Origin of the sequence: Rhodoplanes sp. (assembly GCF_013377085.1) — a bacterium.
In the GTDB taxonomy this organism is placed as follows: Bacteria; Pseudomonadota; Alphaproteobacteria; order Rhizobiales; family Xanthobacteraceae; genus Rhodoplanes.
Map to the genome: position 1 here is coordinate 17408 of NZ_JACAAX010000058.1, position 18896 is coordinate 36303.

Annotated in this window: 8 protein-coding genes and 5 pseudogenes; 11 read left to right on the plus strand and 2 right to left on the minus strand. The window is 66.3% G+C overall.

Going from position 1 to position 18896, the window contains the following annotated elements:
• Positions 1–23: 23 nt before the first annotated feature.
• Both HXX10_RS26830 and HXX10_RS26835 read left to right on the plus strand, forming a co-directional pair.
• Positions 24–326: pseudogene (locus HXX10_RS26830) on the plus strand (IS5/IS1182 family transposase); the annotation flags it as partial.
• A gap of 74 nt (positions 327–400) precedes the next feature.
• A pseudogene (locus tag HXX10_RS26835) lies at positions 401–640 on the plus strand (IS66 family transposase zinc-finger binding domain-containing protein); the annotation flags it as partial.
• 4 nt (positions 641–644) lie between these two features.
• Here the strand turns inward: HXX10_RS26835 and HXX10_RS26840 are convergent.
• Positions 645–860: pseudogene (locus tag HXX10_RS26840) on the minus strand (transposase domain-containing protein); the annotation flags it as partial.
• Positions 861–900: 40 nt separating this feature from the next.
• Between HXX10_RS26840 and HXX10_RS26845 the strand changes: the two are divergent.
• From HXX10_RS26845 to HXX10_RS29035, 5 genes and pseudogenes are all read left to right on the plus strand, one after another.
• A pseudogene (locus HXX10_RS26845) lies at positions 901–1092 on the plus strand (transposase domain-containing protein); the annotation flags it as partial.
• A 620-nt stretch (positions 1093–1712) separates the two neighbouring features.
• Positions 1713–2366, plus strand: coding sequence for an STN domain-containing protein (locus tag HXX10_RS26850; protein WP_296526392.1), 654 nt, complete (start codon positions 1713–1715; stop codon positions 2364–2366).
• Positions 2367–2386: 20 nt separating this feature from the next.
• Positions 2387–2875 carry a sigma-70 family RNA polymerase sigma factor gene (locus HXX10_RS26855; protein ID WP_296526396.1) on the plus strand — a complete coding sequence of 163 codons (489 nt, stop codon included), beginning with the start codon at positions 2387–2389 and terminating at the stop codon, positions 2873–2875.
• A gap of 99 nt (positions 2876–2974) precedes the next feature.
• Positions 2975–3985 carry a FecR domain-containing protein gene (locus HXX10_RS26860; RefSeq protein WP_296526393.1) on the plus strand — a complete coding sequence of 337 codons (1011 nt, stop codon included), beginning with the start codon at positions 2975–2977 and terminating at the stop codon, positions 3983–3985.
• A gap of 562 nt (positions 3986–4547) precedes the next feature.
• Positions 4548–5195, plus strand: a pseudogene (locus tag HXX10_RS29035) (filamentous hemagglutinin N-terminal domain-containing protein); the annotation flags it as partial.
• Here the strand turns inward: HXX10_RS29035 and HXX10_RS26870 are convergent.
• Positions 5171–5551 (minus strand): hypothetical protein, encoded by a 381-nt coding sequence (locus HXX10_RS26870; RefSeq protein ID WP_296526399.1) that lies wholly within the window; start codon positions 5549–5551, stop codon positions 5171–5173. The pseudogene HXX10_RS29035 and the gene HXX10_RS26870 sit on opposite strands and share 25 nt — an antisense overlap.
• 133 nt (positions 5552–5684) lie before the next feature.
• Here HXX10_RS26870 and HXX10_RS26875 point away from each other — a divergent pair, with 133 nt between their 5' ends.
• From HXX10_RS26875 to HXX10_RS26890, 4 genes are all read left to right on the plus strand, one after another.
• The gene (locus tag HXX10_RS26875; protein WP_296526397.1) at positions 5685–17195 is read left to right on the plus strand and encodes a filamentous haemagglutinin family protein; all 11511 of its coding nucleotides are present in this window, start codon (positions 5685–5687) and stop codon (positions 17193–17195) included.
• 649 nt (positions 17196–17844) lie between these two features.
• Entirely contained in the window at positions 17845–18186 is a 342-nt protein-coding gene (locus HXX10_RS26880) for a DUF3489 domain-containing protein (RefSeq protein ID WP_296526398.1), read from the plus strand.
• Between the two features lie 2 nt (positions 18187–18188).
• The gene (locus HXX10_RS26885; RefSeq protein ID WP_296526394.1) at positions 18189–18665 is read left to right on the plus strand and encodes a DUF2924 domain-containing protein; all 477 of its coding nucleotides are present in this window, start codon (positions 18189–18191) and stop codon (positions 18663–18665) included.
• Positions 18662–18896: recombinase family protein (locus tag HXX10_RS26890; protein ID WP_296526395.1), on the plus strand; the 235-nt coding region annotated here is incomplete at its 3' end. The genes HXX10_RS26885 and HXX10_RS26890, both read left to right, overlap by 4 nt.

Genomic DNA, 18896 nt, shown 5'->3' on the forward strand with positions numbered 1-18896 from the left:
TCGGCTCAATCCCGGCCGCCACGATCGAGAAGCTGGTCGCACTGGGCACGCGCGAACGCGTCGTGCCGCGAGAGGGCTATCGGCGTGCCGCCAAGCGGGCCGCCATCATGGTTGGGCGCTATACCCACGCCCACCAGTTCAACCGTGCCCGCCGCATGCTCGCCGTCCTGCGCATCCGGCTCGGCCGCGTGATCCGCGACATCCGCCGCAAGATTGAGGGTGATCCTGTCCGCGAGGAGCGCTTCGCCCCGCTGCTCGATCGCGCCGTCCGGGTCCGCCATCAGGACCATCGCCTGCGCGGCCGGAAGGTCTGTGCGATGCACGCACTGCGGGGAGCGAGCCAACGTACCCATGCGGCGTGGGCCGCGGGATTGCGTATTGCGTTGTCCGAGGGTAAGCAGCCGAAGCCGAGACGGCGGCAAAGATCGCGGCGCCCGCCAAGGACACGGTGCAGGTGCGCGGCTTCGATCGTAAGAATCCGGCGCGTCGTCCGCTGCCCGAGCATCTGCCGCGCGAGCGCATCGTCTATCCGGCACCGTCGGCGTGCCCGTGCTGCGGTGGGGCACTGCGCAAGCTCGGCGAGGACGTCACCGAGACCCTGGAAGTGGTGCCGCGGCAGTGGAAGGTGATCCGTAACGTCGTTTTCAGGCCACGGCTTTGAGGGCTTGCGGCGGGGCGTAGGCCCAGGGCAGCAGGTCGTAGATGCGGCTGTTGGGATGGCCGTCGACAATCCGGGTGATGACGTCGGCGAGATAAACCTGCGGATCGAGACCGATCAGTTTGCAGGTCTCGATCAGCGAGGCGACGACGGCCCAATGCTCGGCGCCGCCATCCAAACCGGCGAAGAGCGCGTTCTTGCGGTTATGGAGACCTCTGCATAACCGCAACAACTGGACCCTCGCCGGCTCCGACGAAGGCGGCCGCCGCGCCGCCGCCGTCTACACTCTGATCAAATCCGCCAAGCTGAACGACATCGATCCACAGGCCTGGCTCGCCGACGTTCTCGCCCGTCTGCCCGATCATCCCGCCAAGCGCATCCAAGACCTCCTGCCGTGGAACTGGAAGGCTCTGCCGGCCGCCGCAGCAGCCTGATCACCCCGCACCGCCGCCCGGCCTGACTTCCCTGCGGTCTTCACCGGATGGGTACAAACGGCTGGTTTTGGAGTGCCCAGTTTTGCATCGAAATGGCGCGCCAGTCCGAATATAACTGCGAACACCTATGTGATTGAAATAAAATTATGATTCGCCATATCTGGCGCGTCTCAGTTTGACCCGCAAGCATGTCGACCAGATGACCGGTCTGTCGGCTCACCTGATATGGGACCGGGTGCGAGCATCACGGTGGAAGCCCGCTGATGAGGCGTCTGCCAGGAACAGCGATCCAGCGCCGGGCCCTTTTTTGAGATCCATCCGGATTCGTCGGCCCGGTCCAACCGTGATCGAAGGTACATCGAGGACAGCGTGGCAGGCAGGTTCGCCCTGCGTCGTAAACCTGACATATCGTCTGTTTAGCCTTTAAAGCTCGGGGATGAGCGTGGCTGGCCATTGAATTTGAACCGTCAACGGCTGGACGACCCGCGCCAATGCACCTGGACTTGCTGGACGGGAGCGAGAACGCGTCAGCGAGCTGATCGCGCCGATATTGCAGTTGGGCCATGCCGAAATTGCGACACCGTTGGCTCAGGCGTGCGATCCATCGGGCTCTTGGACTGATGCTCGTCGGCCTGATGCCGCTCGCAAATCCGGCTCTCGCGCAATCAGATGGCAGAGAGGCGCTCATCCATTTCTCGGTTCCTCCACAACCGCTCGCCTCGGCGCTCAGTCGCTATGGCGATGCGACGGGAAACGAGGCGCTCTATGAAGGGGGCCTGACGGACGGGCGCATCTCGGGCGATGTCCAGGGGCGATTGACGTCGACCGAAGCCTTGCGGCGACTGTTGGGTGGTACCGGCTTGTCGGCCCGTTTCATCGCTGACGGCATCTTCATCCTCCTACCCGCACCACAGCGCCAATCGACACAGGCGCCGCCGCCGGCACATCGGCGCTACTATGCCCTTATTCAAGAAGGCGTGCTTGATGCCCTATGCCGGCTGCGCGAGGCCCGGCCCGGCCATTATCGTCTTGTGACCGTGTTCTGGATTGCACAGGACGGCGCCGTCGAAGACGTTCTACGGATCGGCACCTTGGGCAGGGCGAGTGCCGATCAACTGATCGACAGAACATTGCGTGGCCTCAAATTCAGTGAGCCGCCGCCAGCGGATTTCGTACAGCCGGTTCGCCTATTGTTCGTGCCGGACGGCCCGGGCGTGGGTCCGGGTTGTGCAGTCGCAGACGCCCGCCTAAGACGCCTGGTGGGTGCACAGTGAGCGAGAGTCCCTTGGCAGGCATGCGTCGGCTTTTCATCGACGGTTACGACGATCTGAAGACGCGGCTGACGAAACGCCTGGGCTCGGCCGACCTCGCCGGGGAGGCGATGCATGATACATGGTTGCGCCTCGCCCGCCTGGAGCCGGTCGGTGTTGTCCAGCAGCCCGAACACTATCTGTTTCGAGCCGCTTTGAATGCGGCCGATGATCACCGTCGTCGGGAGAAGCGTCACAGCCGCAGCGTCGATCTGGACAGAGCTTTGGAAATTCGCGACGAGCGACCGACGGCGGAGGAGGATCTGGTCGCCCGCTCGGAGTTGGAAACATTCGAGACGATCATGGCCGAACTTCCACCGCGGCGACGCGCCATCTTCTTGGCCGCGCGTGTCGGCAATGTCCCTCGCCAAGTGATTGCCGACGAAATGAGAATTTCGCGGCGGTCGGTCGCCAGAGAGCTCATGCTCGCGCACAAGCACTGCCTCGCGCGCTGGAAAGAATTGGTGGATTAGTGTTGCCCGTCCCGAGCTCCAGGACAGTCTTAGGATCGAGAATCACAAAGACAGCCAGCAGCACCTTCGGGTGGCGCGCAGTGAGGGCGCGGTATTGCGATGAGTGAAGGTCCCAGCCGAGCGTCAGATGTAAGCCGCGCCGAACACGAGGCGGTCGGCTGGGTGCAGAAGATCGCGTCTGGAGGAGCGACGCCGGAAGAATTGGAAGCCGCGCGGCGCTGGCGCGCGGAGAACGTGCGCCATGCCAAGGCCTATGACGACGCGGAACGCGTGTGGAACAGAATGGGTGCGATCGGCCGCGCACGGCACGGTCCGGGTGCAGACTTCGTCGGTCCCTTGCGGGAGTTCGGGCGGCGCCGTGCGGCGATGAACCGTCGCGCGCTATTGGCCGGCGGCATAGCTGCGATCGGCGCAGGGGCCGGTTATGGCTTGGTCAAACCCCCGCTCGGTCTGTGGCCGTCTCTTCCGGAATTGCAGGCAGATTATCGCACGGGCACGGGCGAGCAACGGACGATCCGCTTCGCCGATGCCGTTGCGATCGAGCTGAATACACAGACAAGCCTGGCGATCCGTCCGGTGACGGTGGCGCAGGATTGCGTCGAGTTGATTTCGGGAGAGGCATCGTTCGCGATACCGGTCGGTGCGGCGCGGCCCCTTGTCGTGTTTGCCGCAAACGGCAAGACGCTGAGTGACTCCGGCCGATTTGATGTTCGTTACATCCCGAGCCGCGACCGTTTGTCAGCCAGCGTAACCTGCTTCGAGGGGCGGTTGCGGACCGAGTTTCGCAACGAGATCGCTGAGCTCGGCCCAGGCGAGCGGGTCCGATATGATGGTGATGGCTTGGGCAAGATCAGCACGGTCGATCCGATCGCCGATTCGCAATGGCGGCGGGGCATCGTCGAGTTCCGCAACACGCCACTCGCCGAAGCCGTCGAGGAGATGAACCGATACCGGCTTGGCCGCATCATCCTGATGAATTCGTCTCTCGAGCGAAGGCTGCTCAGCGGCCGCTTCCGGATCGACCAGATGGACAAGGCGCTGCTGCAACTGGAGGAGGTCTTCAGCGCCAAGCTTCGACGCCTGCCGGGCGGCATCATTTTGCTGAGCTAGTCCGCCGCCGACGTCGTTCAAATTTCTCCTCGCCGACATGGCTCAAAGCACGGGGTCCGTCAGTCTACCCAAACGAGAGCTATTTGCCGGGGCGGCCGTGTCGTTCGCTGCTGCGGCAAAGTTCTGTTGTGGCTGAAGGAACCGCCTGATGTCCGTCCTTGTTCCTGTTCTCTCCGTTCCGGCTCTCTCCGAAAGGGTGGCGCGCCGACGCCCGCGCAACGCTGCGTTGCTCGCAGGCGTGAGCGCCCTGACGCTGCTCGCGGCGGCTGGTTCATCCGAGGCGGGAAGTCTGCGCGGCCAGGTGGTGAGCTCGGCCGCGGCGGCGACGGCGGCGGCACAGGCGAGCGCTGCGCAGGCGTCGTCGGCGGCGTCCGAGGCGATGACGCGGATGAACAATTCGCTCAGAGCCATCCGCGACGCGCAGGCGGTGGCGCGGGCGGCGGCAATGGCGGTGGGGAGCAGGGTGCCAAACGGGCTGACCGCCGGCGGCCTGGTTCCCGACAGCGGACTCGACCCGAACCGACCCGGCGTCGCCAAATCGGTCACGACCTGGACCGGTGCCATGACGCCGACCCAGACGGTCGCGGGCGACCAGACTACCGTCACGGTCCGGCAGACGGCGGCGCAGGCGATCCTCGAGTGGGCGAGCTTCAATGTCGGGCAGAACACCACGCTCGCCTTCGACCAGCAGGGCAACCGGAGCTGGGTGGCGCTCAACCGCGTCACCGATCCGCTCGGGCGGCCGAGCCAGATCCTCGGGCGGATCACGGCGGACGGCTCCGTCTACGTCGTCAACCGCAACGGCATCATCTTCGGCGGGGCCAGCCAGATCAACGTCGGCAGCCTGATCGCCTCGACGGCGGGGATCACCGACAGCCAGTTCCTCACCAACGGCATCTATTCGACGCAATCCGGCAACAGTTACATGCCGAGCTTCACCGCGGCCGGGGGCAAGGTCGTGGTCGAGGCGGGCGCCTCGATATCGACGTCTGCGCCGTCGTCGGTCACGTCGGGCGGCGGCTACGTGCTGTTGCTCGGCAGCGAGGTGGTCAACGCCGGAAGCATCACCACGCCGAAGGGCCAGACCATGCTGGCCGCCGGCGACGACTTCATTCTGCGCCGCGGCTACGGCACCGACAGCAACCAGTTCTCGACCACCCGTGGCAACGAGATCGCGCCCGTGCTCTACGCAGGCAGTCCGAGCGGCACGGTGACCAACACCGGCGTGGTGCTGTCGCAGCAGGGCGACATCACGCTGGCCGGCCACGCCATCGTGCAGGACGGCATTTTGCTCTCGACAACCTGGGTCAACCAGCGCGGCACCATCCATCTCCTCAACGCCGCGACGGATGCGACCGGCAGCGTCACGCTGACCGGCAACAGTGTCAGCGCCATCCTGCCGGAGCTGGACTCCACCGACACCGCGCTGAACTCGCAACGCGACGCCCTGATCGCGGCGTCCGGGACCAATGCGCTGGCGACCCAGTTCAACAACCTGTCGACGTTGACCGACAGGCTCGACCAGTCCCGCATCGAGATCGTCACCGGCGGTCTGGTCGAATTCAAGAACAACTCCCTGACCATGGCACAGGGCGGTCAGGTTGCGGTCTCGGCCGGCAAGCGGGTGTTCGCCGAGACAGGGTCGATCATCGATGTCTCGGGTGTGCGGGGCGTACTGCTGCCGATGTCGGCCAACCAGGTGCTGGTCAACGTGCAGGGTAACGAGCTGCGGGACTCCCCGGCAAATCGCGACAGTGGCGCGCTGGTCAACACAAACGTCTGGATCGATATCCGCAATCTGGTGCTGGTGCCCGCAGGGACCGGCGGCTATGCCAGCGACCGCTACTACACCAAAGGCGGATTGCTCGAAATCGGCGGCTATCTCGCCAACACCACCCACACCATCGGGGAATGGGCGGCTGTGGGCGGCACCATCACGCTGGCGGCGCCGGAGGTCATCGCGCAGCAGGGCGCAAAGTTCGATATTTCCGGTGGATCGGTCAGCTACGAGGGCGGCCGAATCTATTCGACCTGGCTGACCGCCAGCGACGGTCGCCACTATACGTTCGACAACGCGCCGGCCGACATGACGTTCGTTACGGCCGGCCTCGGCACCGTGCGCACGCATAAAGTCCAGGGGCAGGTGGTGGCGACCGAGACCTGGACATCGCGAATGCGGTGGTTGTCGACCTGGCGTTACGACTCTGGCTACACCGTGGGCCGCGATGCCGGTCGTCTCAATCTGTCGACACCGACGGCAATCTTCGAGGCGGACATCATCGCCGACGTCGTCACCGGCGAGCGGCAGACCAGCGCGCGCGCCGCTGGCGTCGCTGACGGCTACAAGCAGGTGCAGAACGCCGTGCCGCTGGAAGGCACGCTCGGCCTCGGCCGCTACGACGCCACGCCAAATCAGGTTGGCGTGTACGGCTCGGATGTCCGCTTCACCGATGTGGCTGATATCAGCGCCGGCCTGTCCGCCACCGCCGCGCTGCCGTCGGTCCGCGCCAACACCGCCTGGTTCGACGCCGGCCGCATCAATGCAACCCATCTCGGCGGGCTTGATATCGGCACCTCCAACACGATTACGATCGATCGCGCGATCACGCTCGCCGATGGCGGCAAGATCAACCTCAACGCGGCGGTGGTCGATATCAAGGCCGATGTCACCGCGCGCGGCGGCTCGCTGGTGATCGACAACGTGTTGGCGGGCGCCGGTGCCGGCGGCCGCGGCGCCTATGCGGTGCTGCTCAAGAATGGCCTGTCCTCCATCACACTCTATGACGGCGCGACGCTCGATCTGCGCGGTCTGTGGGTGAACGTGGAGCAGGACCCTGCGGACGCACCGAAGCAGGCCTTCATCGACGGCGGCTCGGTCACGCTGCGCTCGACCCATGACGTGACATTGCAGGCGGGCAGCGTCATCGACGTCTCGTCGGGCGCGGCGATCCTCGCCAGCGGCAAGACCAAAGGCGGCCGCGGCGGCGACGTGACGCTGATCGCCGACCAGCAGAATTCCACCGTGACGGCCAACGGCCTGTTGACCCTCGATGGCACGATCCGCGCCTACGGCGTCAGCGGCGGCGGCACGCTCAGGATCGAATCCGGCACGGCCATCGCCATCGGCGGCAAGGTGCTGGCGACCGACGGCGTGCTCGGCGCCGGCGAGACGGCGCCGGCCGATCTGGTGCTGCTGGAGGACTATCAGGTCAAGGCCGGCGAGGTGCTGCCGGCGAGCTATTCCTATCAGGCCACTTGGTTCCAGCCCGGCGATACATTGACCGCCAAGCCGGTCATCGAAAAGGTGACGCTGGCAGCAGACTGGACGCCGCCGCTGACGTCGAATCCCTACGTTACGTATTTGATCGAAACGGGCGCGGATAAAAAAGGACCACATTACACTATCAGCTATTGGTCGAGCGTGGCGCTCCCGGCTGGAACGGTCATCAGCATCAATACATATTATACGGGGAGCTTGATCGGCTACACCTTGCCGGCTGCGGTGTTCCCGAATGGCCTGCCGTCGGCGACCACGTTCACCCGGACCGTGGCGGCCGGGACGTTGGCGCCGTCGGACGGCACGATCGCGGCCGGAACGCTGATCGCTGCGGGCTCGGTGCTCCAGCGCGCGGCGGCCGTCAAAGAGATCCTGCAGATCGACGCGTCGCAGTTGCAATCGGGGTTCTCCAGTTACGATATCAATGGCCGGCAAGGTGTCGTGGTCGCCGCCGGCGCCCGGCTCGATGTCGCGATGCCGGTCTATCGCTTGACGGACGCAGCCTTCTCGATCGCCACCGGCGAGGATCCCTCGCTCGCGCTGACCGTCTGGACTCCGCCGGAATGGACCGAAGACGCCAGCAAAAGCAGCCTGACCCAGCGCGGCGGCGCCAGCCTGACCTTGCGCTCCAATGTCGGCGAGGGGACCCTGACGACGGCGAGCGGCCCGATCGGCATTCAGACCGGCGCTGTGATCCGCGTCGATGCCGGCCAGTCGATCAGCCTGCAAGGCACCAGCTTCAATATCGACGGCGCGTTGACCGCGCCGGGCGGCACCATCAGCCTGACCCAGGCCTCGGCGAGCCTCAATCAGGGGACCGGCGACAACAAACCCGGCCTGATCTGGATCGGCGAACACGCCGTGCTCGATGTCGCGGCCCGCGCGGTCACGGCGACCAATGCGCGCGGCGAGACCTATGGCGTGGTCGGCAATGGCGGCTCGATTCTGATCGGCGGAGCGCTGGACTGGGAGACGACCGGCGAATCCTTCACGCCGAATGCCTTCGTGGTGATCCGGCCCGGCGCGCTGCTCGATGCCTCCGGCACCAGCGCGGTGCTCGACATTGCTGGAACCGGGATCCAGCGCGCCAGCACGCCGCTCGAGGTTGCCAGCAATGGCGGCAGCATCGTCATAAAATCCAGCAACGGCCTCTATCTCGACGGCACGCTGCGCGCGGCGGCCGGTGGCGCGAACGCCGCCGGCGGGACGCTGGCGCTGGCGCTCGAGGCGCCGAACTATTTGCGCTCATCGACGTCCGGCGATGTGCTGCGGCATCGTGAACTGGTCATCGCCGACATCCAGGGCGATAGCGCCATCGCCGATGCCGGATCGATGGCGGAGGCCAAGGCCGGTCTGGTCACCGGCACCGCGCGGCTCGGCGTCGATCGCATCAAGGCCGGCGGCTTCGGCACGCTGTCGCTGCTGTCGGATGGCCTGATCTCGTTCGACGGCAACGTTACGCTGGCCATGAACCAGAGCCTGAGCCTCTATGCCGGCGCCTTCGCGCTCGGCGCCAATGCCGCCGCGGATTCGCGGGTATCGCTGGCGGCGCCCTATGTGCGGCTGGCCGGCGTGACCCGCATCGGCAAAGATCTTTACACATTGCCTACGGTGCGGTGGGACGAGGGCTATGGCACGCCGTCGCAACAGTCGAGCAGCGCGGTCTTCTCCGTCGCCGCCGATCTCATCGATATCCGCGACCGCGTGGTGTTCGGGGCGCATCGGCTCATCAACACCCAGGCCGAGAGCTACACCGTCGATCGCCGCGGCTTCGCGCTGATCGATCTTCTGAGCAGCGGCGATGTCCGCATGCTCGGCGGAACCGGGACGATCGGCGCCGCGCTGCAGACGCCGGGCAATATCACCGTGACCGCCGCGCAGATCTATCCGGCAACCCGCGCCACCGGCTCGATCACCGCCGGTTATACCGGCATCGAAGCCAAGCTTCTCGTCGGCAGCGTGCTGAATATCCGGCGCTACGGCGACACCGTTCCCGACGTGCCGTATTCCGCCTTCGGCCTCCTCACTTTGGCCGCCGATACGGTCAACCAGGGCGGCGTGGTGCGCGCGCCGTTCGGTCGAATCGTGCTCGGCAGCCTCTCCAACGGTAGCGTCCCGCAGACGGATACTGTCCATCTGCTGCCGGGCAGCATCACCTCGGTCAGCGGTGTCGGGCTGGCGATGCCCTATGGCGGCACGGTCGATGGCACCAGCTACACCTATAACGGCGCGACGGTCGCGGCTGCCAGTCCGGCCATCACCCTCAACGGCCTGCATATCGATGCCGATGCCGGCTCGCTGATCGACCTGTCGGGCGGCGGCCAATTGACCGGCGCCGGCTTCGTCTCGGGGCGCGGCGGCTCGGTGAACATCCTGACCACGCCGCTGGTCAATGCCAATCCCGGCTTCGGCTACAGCGCGAAGGGCAATCAGGTCTACGCGATCGTGCCGAGCAGCTCCGTCGCCTATGCGCCGGTGGTGCAGGAAGCAGGCTTCGGCCTGCCGTCGGTGGGCCGCCAGATCACCATTCCGGAGGGCGTGCCGGGTCTTGCCGCCGGCACCTACACCTTGATGCCCGCGACCTATGCGCTGTTGCCGGGCGCCTATCGCGTGGAGTTGGGCAGTACCGTCAGTCCCGCCGTCACCGGCGTCGCTGCGACCGGCAGCGGCTCGTACATCGTCAGCGCCTATCTCGGCGTCGCCAATACCGCGATCCGCGCCTCCCTGCCGAACCGGGTCATCATCACGGCGGCGGACAAGGTGCGTACGCACTCGTCTTTCAACGAGACCAGCTATGACGCCTACGTGCTGGCGAATGCCGCGCTCAAGAGCGTCTCGCGCGGCTGGATGACGGTCGATGCCGGCGGGCTGACCATGCAGCTCGACAAGGCGCGCGGCGCCGATGATCGCATGCAGTTGCTGTTCGACGGCGCGCTGCGCATCCGGGCGGCGGCTGGCAGCGATGGCTATAGCGGGGCCGTCTCGATCGTCGGCATCAGCGAAATCGTCGCGACCGGGCAGGGAGCCACCCCCGGGATGGTGGCGGCCTCGGTCTCCGCCGACGAACTCAGCAAGCTCGACGCGCCGCGTCTGATGCTGAACAACGGCTATTTCGGCGATATCGTGCTGCGCAGCGGCGCCCGACTGTCGGCGGCCGAGATCGTCTTCAACTCGAGAGGAAGGTCGTGGCGCCAGGAGAGGGGCGCCATCACGATCGAGGAGGGCGCGACGATCAGCACCATCGGTCGCGGATCGCCGGGCACCGACACCAGTGCTCCCTACCTTGTGGACGCCGGCATGCTGATCGTGTCCAATGGCGTGATCACGTTGCTGCGGGGCGAGACAGATGCGGCGGACGTCGATATCACGATCGGCGCCTGCGTCACCGCCGGCTGTAACCTGACCACGACGATCGCCTCCGAAGGCACCATCGGCTTGATGACGGCCGGCACCGTCACCGTCGCCGACAACGTCTCCTACGGCACCCGCAATCTCGTGCTGGGATTGTCGGCGATCAATCTCGGCTCCGATGCGAGTATCGCGACAGCCGCGGCCGCCGCTCGCCTGCCGACCGGGCTGACCCTCAACCAGGCCGTGCTGTCGCGATTGCTGGCGGGCAACACCGCGATCGGCGCGCCGGCGCTGGAGACGCTCACGCTCACTGCGCGTGACGCGGTCAACGTGTTCGGCGACGTCGCGCTCGACGCATCGACACTGGACCGGCTGGTGCTGACGACACCGGCAATCTACGGCTATGGCTCGGCCGGCACCACCGCCACGATCCGCGCCAACGAATTCGTCTGGACCGGCTCGTCATCGGCGCCGGGCGCGGCGATGGCCGACAGGCTCGGCGACGGCACGCTCGACATCGTGGCCAACCGGGTCGTGTTCGGCTACGGTCCGAACGCCCAACCCAGCACCACGGTCGTCGACAACCGCATCGCGCTCGGCTTTGCCGCCGTCAACATCGCGGCGGCCGAGTCCGTGACCTCGACCAACAAGAGCACGCTCGGTGTCTATGCCCGGCAGGGCACCTATGACGCGGTGAGCGGTTATCAATACAGCGGCGGCAATCTCACCATCACGACGCCGCTGTTCACCGGCGCGGCCGGCTCGGTCAACACCATCACGGCCGGCGGCGATATCCGCATCGTCGGATCGGGCGGCACAGCCGCTGGTGTCGATGCGCTGGGCGCGACGCTGAAGCTGACCGGCGCCAATATCACCGTCGATACCAGCGTGGTGCTGCCGTCGGGGCGGCTGGAGCTGACGGCTACGGGCGACATCGTGCTCGGCGACAACTCACGGCTCGATCTGTCGGGCCGCGCGGTGGTGTTCTTCGACGTCACCAAATATAGCTGGGGCGGCGATCTGGTCATGACCAGCCGCGCCGGCAACATCAGCCAGGCGGCGGGATCGGTGATCGATCTGTCGGCGCAGCACAACAGCGGCGGAACCGCGACGGTCACGGCGCTCGGCACGGGCGCCGGCCATGTCGATCTCGCCGGCAGTATCCGTGGCGGCACGACCGGCTATTACGACGCCGGCGGCACTTATGTGCCCTACGATGCGGCCGAGCTTGACGTTCATGCGCAGACGCTGGCCGATTTCGCTGGGCTGAATGCCCGCCTCAACAGCGGCGAGGTGTTCGGGGCGCGCCGCTTCCAGATCAAGCAGGGTAGCCTCGTCGTCGGCAACGAGGTCAAGGCGCGCGAGGTCGAGATCACGATCGACGGCGGCAGCCTCACCGTCAACGGCACCATCGATGCCAGCGGCTTCCAGGTCGGCAAGATCCGGCTGGCGGCGATGGGCGACCTCACCGTCAACGGCACGCTCGACGCGCACGGCACCGGCATGCGCTTCGACAGCTATGGCAAGATCATCGAAGCACCGAACCGCGCCATCATCGACCTGACAACGCGGATGGGCATGCTGACGATCGGCGGCAATGCGGCGATCGATCTGCGCGCCGGCACCAAGGTGGAGTCCGGCGCAGGTGCCTATCGCAATGACGGCGTGGCGCGCGGCACGCTGACGCTCAACGCACCGCGGCTCGGCGGCTCGGGCGTTGCCGCCGGCACGCGCGGCATCGACGGCGCCAATGACGTCGCCGTGAATGTGCAGGGCACGCCGCTGATCCGGGGCGCCAAGACCATCGCGGTCAATGCGTTCCGCATCTATGACGACGCGCCGCTCGCCGCCGCGCCCGACGTGACCGGCTACAAGCCGCAGGAGATCACGCAGGACTATCTCGATGATCTCGACAGCGACAGCGTCGCCTTCATCAATGCCGCACTCGGCAATGCCTCGTTGAGCGCCAGGCTCGCAGGTCTCGGCAGCTATCACCTGCGGCCCGGCGTCGATATCGTCAGCAAGGTCAGCGCCGACAATCCGAACGGCGACCTGACGTTGGCCGGCGATCTCGATCTGTCGGGCTATCGCTACGGGCCGAATGCCGATCGCAACGTGAATTCGGCGACCTACGGCTTCGGCGAGCCCGGGGCCTTCAACATCCGCGCGGTCGGCAATCTCAATATCCACGGCAGCATCAACGACGGCTTTGCGCCGCCGCCGTCGACGCCCGACGACGTCAAGGGCTGGCTGCTCGAGGAAGGCGTGGTGCCCTATGGCGGAGATCTGGTGCTGGCCACCGCGGTCACGCTCGAAATCGGTACGGTGTTCAAGGCCGGCGTCACGCTCAACTACGACCTTCCGGCCTATTTCGGTACCGAGAGAGCCGGTACAATTTCGCTGCCGGCCGGCACGGTGCTGCCGGTGCGCGCGACCCTGGGAAGTTCGCTCGCCCTGTCGGCGGGTACGGTGGTGCAGGCGACCATCTACAATGCCGACGGCTCGGTGGCCTATGCCGCCGGCATGGTCCTGCCGAATGCGGTGACGCTGACCGCCGGCATGCAGCTCGGCGCCGGCACGGTGCTGAAGAGCGCCGCCAGCTTTGCGGCGCTGGTCTGGCCGAAGGGCGTGCCGCTGCCGGTGGACATGACCTCCACGGCGCAGATGACGCTCGCGGCCGGGTCGCTGATCCCGGCCCAGACCAACGTCAAACTTGTCGGTGGCGCTGCGGTGGATCTGCGCGGGACGACCGGCGGCATCCAGGGCCGCAACTGGGCGCTCGCATCGATGCTGGCCGCCGGCGCGAAATCGTCGGACCTGACGCTGGTGGCCGGTGCCGATCTCGGCTCGGCCAATGTGCGGGCGCGCAACGCCCTCGGCAAGGGCGACATCATTCTGGCCGACACCCACTATGTCTCGCGGTACGCCTCGGGCGGCGATGTCCTCAATCTGAGCCGGGCGGGAGCGGAGGCTCTTTGCGCCGTGGTCTGTGGCGACTATGGCTTTACGGTGAGCGACCTGATCGGAAAATCGAAGGCCGAAATCGCCGCGCTGCTGGGCGGTTCATGGGAGGAGACCGTGGATTACTACGGGATGCCAGCCGATTTCTGGGCTCCTGCGAAGGGCAATATCGAATTGGGCCTGACCCAGAAGGGAGTCGATGCCCTGATGGTCGTTCTGGGCGGTTACCTTCCCGACGGCATCACCGATCCGTCCGCACTGCTCCACAAGACCCGCCTCGAGGTGGCCACGCTCTACGGCGACCCCAGCTACTCCTGGGCCGATTTCTTCTTGCCGTCCGATTTCACGGACCCTGCTCAAAATTACCTCGGCACCATCAGCCTGCCGGCAACGACCACGGTGGTCGCGCCCTCGTTCAGCGTGGTCCGCACCGGCACCGGCGACCTGTCGCTGGTCGCCGCCGGCAGCATCAAAATGCAGTCGCTCTACGGCGTCTACACCGCCGGCACGGCGACCGCGGTCGATCCGAGCTACACGCTCGCCCGCGGAGTTATGGCCGATGGCACGCTGCTCGGCGGCACCAACGCCGAATACACGACCGCCGCACTGGCGTCCTATAAGGCCTGGTACCCGGATCACGGCGGCAACGTCCTGATCGCGGCGGGCGGCGATCTCGTCGGCGACATCTACGGCCAGTCCAGCCGGGCAAGCCCGGCGAGCGTGCTGACCGGCAACTGGCTGTGGCGCCAGGGCTCTGGCACCGCGGCGGTCAAAGATAAGATTGCGACCTCGTGGTGGATCAATTTCGGCACCTACGTGCCGAATACGAGCTATGGGTCAAAAATCCCCGACCTCGTCGGGTTCACCGGCATCGGCGCGCTGGGCGGCGGCAATATCACCATCCGGGTCGGCGGCAATGCCGGCGCGATCACGCAGCGCAACAGCACGGGCGGCGAGACCAGCGGCGTCGATCGCAGCCAGGGTCTGGTGGTTGCCGTCGGCAGCACCGGCCGCGTCGGCGCCGACGGATCGCTCGCCCTGACCGGCGGCGGCGATATCGACATGCGGATTGCCGGCTCGCTCAATCCGAATCTCGCCATCACCACCTCGAATGACAAGCAGGCTCTCGGCGGCTCGCTGATCAACCTGCGCGGCACAATGAGCGTGACCGCGGCATCGATCGGCGGCATCGAGCTGATCTACGGATTGAGGGACAGCTACGATACCCGCGGCGCCGACCCGTATGAAGCGACGCAGTCCCTGGCGACATCCGGCATCACGGTGGTGCCCGGCGATTCCACGGTCTATCTGCAAACCCTGGGCGATCTCGTGCTCGGCGGCGCCGGCGATCCAGGTCGGTCGAATACGCCGAGCAATTCCGCCTTCTCGGCCGGCGGCGTCGACTATGCCGGCGGCGGCGGAAGCTGGTTCACCCTGTGGACCGACCACACCGCGATCAATCTGATCTCCGCGGGCGGCAACCTCACGCCGACCACCTCGACGTCTGAGACGTGGAGCATCGGCTCTTCGAATCGCAACAGCGACCAGAACAGCGCCGACGGATGGTTCACCTATCCGTCGATCCTGCGGGCGGCAGCGCTCGGCGGCAGCATCTATTACGGCATCGATGCGCTGCCCTTCATGCGCTACAACGCTTCGGCCGTCTATCCCACCATCACCCTGGCGCCATCGGCCACCGGTTCGCTGGAGATGCTGGCCGCCGATTCGATCTATGCCGGGCACTATGCGTTCAGCCTGTCCGGCACCGGCACGGCATTGCCGACGCCGTTCAATCCGGCCTTCGCAGGCTATGAAAATGACGTTTATGGCAACATCAACTTGATCGTGACCAACGCGTCGCCAAACGGCATCCGGAATGTAAACACCGGCGGCCCGATCAACGGGTCGCTGTTCGTGTTCGGCCCGAACGATGCGAAAATCGCGCTCGACCGCGCGGACGATGCGGATCCCGTGCGCTTCTATGCGAGTGAAGGCGACATCGTCGGCCTCGTCACCGGCGAGACGGTGACGTTTCTGAGCGGCACGACTTGGCTCAATGCATCGGCTCCGGTCGTCGTGCGCGCCGGCCGCGACATCGTCGCGGCCGGCCTTGCGCCCGGTGTCACCGTATATGGCGCCGCCATCAACGGGTATTCGCACGGCAACCTGATCGTGCACGACGATGCTGACGACGTCTCGATCATGTCCGCCGGGCGCGACATCCTCTACGCCAATATCGACATCGCCGGCCCCGGCGCGCTCGAAATCTCGGCGGGGCGCAACCTGTACCAGGCCGACAAGGGCGCGATCACCAGTCTCGGAGCGATCGCGTCGGGCGACACCCGCCCGGGCGCCAGCATCGCGATGCTGGCCGGCGTCGGAGCGGCGGGACCGGATTACGAAAGCCTGGCGGCGCTCTATCTCGATCCGGCCCGGCTGGCGGTGGCAGGGGTGCCGCTTGCCGATCAGCCCGGCAAGGTTGCCAAGACCTATGAGAAGGAGCTCGCGGCCTGGCTGAAGGATCGCTACGGCTTCACCGGCACCGACGCGGAAGCGTTGGCCTATTTCGGCACCCTGGCGCCCGAGCGGCAGCACATCTTCCTGCGTCAGGTCTACTTCGCCGAGCTGACCGCCGGCGGCCGTGAGTACAACGACAGCACCAGTTCCCGTTACGGCAGCTATCTGCGCGGCCGCGACGCGATCGCCGCGCTGTTTCCGGACCAGGATGCGAATGGTCAGTCTCTGGTGCGCGCGGGCGACATCACCATGTATGGCGCCTCCGGCGTCCGCACCCAGAAGGGTGGCGATATCCAGACGCTCACCCCGGGCGGGCGCACCATCATCGGCATCGAGGGACTGGTGCCGCCGGCATCGGCGGGTCTGGTCACACAGGGCCAAGGAGACATCCAGCTTTACAGCAAGGGCAGCATCCTGCTCGGCCTGTCGCGCATCATGACCACCTTCGGCGGAGACATCATCGCCTGGTCCGCGGAAGGCAACATCAATGCCGGGCGCGGCTCCAAAACCACCGTGGTCTACACCCCGCCGAGGCGCGTCTACGACAACTACGGCCATGTGAGCCTGTCGTCGCAGGTGCCCTCGTCAGGCGCCGGCATCGCGACTCTCAATCCGATCCCCGAGGTGCCGGCTGGCGACATCGACCTGATAGCGCCGCTCGGCGTGATCGACGCCGGCGAGGCGGGCATCCGCGTCTCCGGCAATGTCAATCTCGCCGCGGTGCAAATACTCAACGCCGCCAACATTCAGGTGCAGGGCAAGTCGGCCGGCCTGCCGACGGTGCAGAGCTCGAACACCGGCGCGCTCACCGTCACCTCCAACGCCGCCGTGGCCGCCGCCAAGGAGGCGCCGCCGGCCCAGTCCGTTCCGTCCGAGCGCCCCTCGGTCATCATCGTCGAAATCCTAGGCTATGGCGGCTCGCCGGGTGAAGACGACCGTCCGGCTGACGATCGGCGAAATCGCGGGAGGCAAAGTCTGAACTACGACGCCGACAGTACGGTGCGGATCATCGGGAATGGACCAATCAGCATCGAGCAGACGAGAGTTCTGACGGATGAAGAGAAAGTCCGTCTCATCGACGGTGAACAACGCAGATTACGATGAGGCAAGCAGGGTTGAAGCAGAGCCGAGAACGGCCCAGAGATGAGCTTCGATTGGGCGAAATCACATTCGCAGGAAGATTATCCGGAAACGACTGGCCTTCCTGCGCAAACGGAGCGGTAGTGTGCGGGCCTGAACGGGGCGGTGTGCTCCGATCGGGATCCTCCCCGCCGGCCGGTGCGCCATTGCGGGGTTTCGTCGGTGACGGCGCGAGTGGCGCGCCGCATCCGAACGGAGGATCCCGATGCCAGTTTTCAAACTTACCGACACCCAGCTCGTTTTGTTGTCCGCCGCCGCCCAGCGCGACGACCGCGGGGTTGAGCTTCCCACGAACCCGAAGCGCGGCGCCGCGCAAAAGGCCGCGGCGAAGCTTTTCGATGCGGGCCTTCTGGAGGAGGTGCGGGCACGCGGAACCTTGCCGGTCTGGCGGCGTGACGAGGAGAAGGGCGCGATGGCGCTGCGCATCACGCGGCGCGGCCTGACTGCCATCCGGGTCGAAGATGGTCTGTCAAAGGACGAAGCTGAGTCCCGTGCAAGCAGCGGCCGTGCGGCGGACCGAAGCCGCGAAGGTGTCGTCCGGGCAAAGGGCGACGAACCTGGGCGCGGCAGCCGCCAATCCAAAGTGACCGGGTCGGGCCGAGAGCCGCGGGAGATGCTGGCGGATCGGGCAATGAAGCCGGCGAACGGAGCAGGTCAGAAGACCGCTGCCGAAGCGCGACCGGCTCCACTTTCGCCTCCTCGTATGCGAGCTGACTCGAAGCAGGCGAACGTGATCGCGATGCTGCAGCGGCCCGCGGGGGCCACCATCGCGGCCATCATGGAGGCGACCGGTTGGCAGCAGCACTCGGTGCGCGGGTTCTTGGCGGCCGTCGTGCGCAAGAAGCTCGCCCTGACACTGGTCTCCGAGAAGACCGATGCCGGCCGGACCTACCGCATCGTTGCGGCCGATGCGCTCAATCAGGGTGCCGTCACGGCCGCGTGCAACGCTGCCTAGCCATGGCTGAACGCGTACTCGATCCGAGCGCCGTCGAGACCGAGGTCGCCCACCTTCGCAGTCTCGACGTCGAAGGTCTGCGGGCGCGATGGCACACGATGATGGGGCGGCGGCCACCGCCCCATCTACCTCGCCATCTCTTGTTCCGGATCCTGGCCTATCGGCTGCAGGCCGATGCCTTCGGCAACCTCGACCGCAACACCAGGCGGCTGCTCGATCGCATGGGCGCAGGTCCGACAGGAGAGCCAGACCCGGCTGCCAACCACCAGAACCGTGACGATGCCAGGGTCCGGCCGGGCACCATCCTGGTGCGAGAGTGGAACGGTGCCTTGCAGCGGGTGACGGTCCTGGACACCGGCTTCGCCTGGAACGGGGCGACCTATGCCAGTCTGTCCAAGGTGGCCTACGCCATCACGGGCACGCGCTGGAACGGGCCCCGGTTCTTCGGCTTGCGGGCCAAGGGAGCGCTGGCTCCATGACCAAGACCGTGAACAGGCCAAAGCCGGTCCGCTGTGCCGTCTACACAAGGGTCTCGACCGACCACGGCCTGGAGCAGGACTTCAACTCGCTCGATGCCCAGTACGAGGCCGCCCAGGCCTATATCCGCAGCCAGCTCCATGCCGGTTGGACGCTGGTGCGGACCCGCTACGACGACGGCGGCTATTCGGGCGGCTCGATGGAGCGCCCGGCCTTGCAGGCCCTGCTGGCCG

Coding starts and splice junctions, on each gene's coding strand:
- HXX10_RS26850 (WP_296526392.1), top strand. CDS start 1,713: ATGCTCGTCGGCCTGATGCCGCTCGCAAATCCGGCTCTCGCGCAATCA.
- HXX10_RS26860 (WP_296526393.1), top strand. CDS start 2,975: ATGAGTGAAGGTCCCAGCCGAGCGTCAGATGTAAGCCGCGCCGAACAC.
- HXX10_RS26880 (WP_296526398.1), top strand. CDS start 17,845: ATGCTGGCGGATCGGGCAATGAAGCCGGCGAACGGAGCAGGTCAGAAG.
- HXX10_RS26855 (WP_296526396.1), top strand. CDS start 2,387: ATGCGTCGGCTTTTCATCGACGGTTACGACGATCTGAAGACGCGGCTG.
- HXX10_RS26885 (WP_296526394.1), top strand. CDS start 18,189: ATGGCTGAACGCGTACTCGATCCGAGCGCCGTCGAGACCGAGGTCGCC.